This window comes from Kocuria sabuli (assembly GCF_040981185.1).
GTDB lineage: Bacteria > Actinomycetota > Actinomycetes > Actinomycetales > Micrococcaceae > Kocuria > Kocuria sabuli.
Genome location: NZ_JAVHZE010000094.1, coordinates 1 through 564 on the forward strand (window position 1 = coordinate 1; position 564 = coordinate 564).

General features: G+C 47.3%; 1 protein-coding gene. It reads right to left on the reverse strand.

Annotated elements, in window-relative coordinates; genetic code table 11:
* On the reverse strand, positions 1 to 492 hold a 492-nt coding region (locus tag RE027_RS18065), incomplete at its 3' end, for a hypothetical protein (RefSeq protein ID WP_368809680.1).
* Positions 493 to 564: the final 72 nt, after the last annotated feature.

Genomic DNA, 564 nt, shown 5'->3' on the forward strand with positions numbered 1-564 from the left:
TACCTGAATGTTTTCGTCTGAAAATGTCGCTGGTTTCGGAAGGCGGAAAAAATTCCGCAGAATGTTGATTACATCTCCCGCAGTAAAGCTCCCCGCCACAGGGATCCGAAACACGGAATCCTGTCGACTGGAATACAAAAAAATATCAAAAGGTGAATCTTCCAGTTGTTGCCGGAGCTCTTCGGTATAGCGTACTGAAAAGGTATTACTAATGGCTGAAACAAATCTGTTTTGAGGAACATCGAGAAGCTTTCTGAAATTACGTTCAACGTCAAGGGGATGCTTTTCACACAGAGACAACCATACCGATTCGCTCATGACATCAATGTCAGGCAGGACCTCTTTCAGCCTCTTTTCCGCCCCCCCGGTAACAGGGACGTTGACGCACAAAACATACTTTTCCCAGCCCAGCACATGCCGGGCCGCTTTGGCTGATATGACTGACTCAATAGCTTTTGTAACATTGAAATCACCAGCCTTACCGGATTCCACACACTTGCACTGATAAGCTATTCGGGCGGAGGGATACCAGAGATCAATCCCCTGCTCAGGAGGATTTCGGAC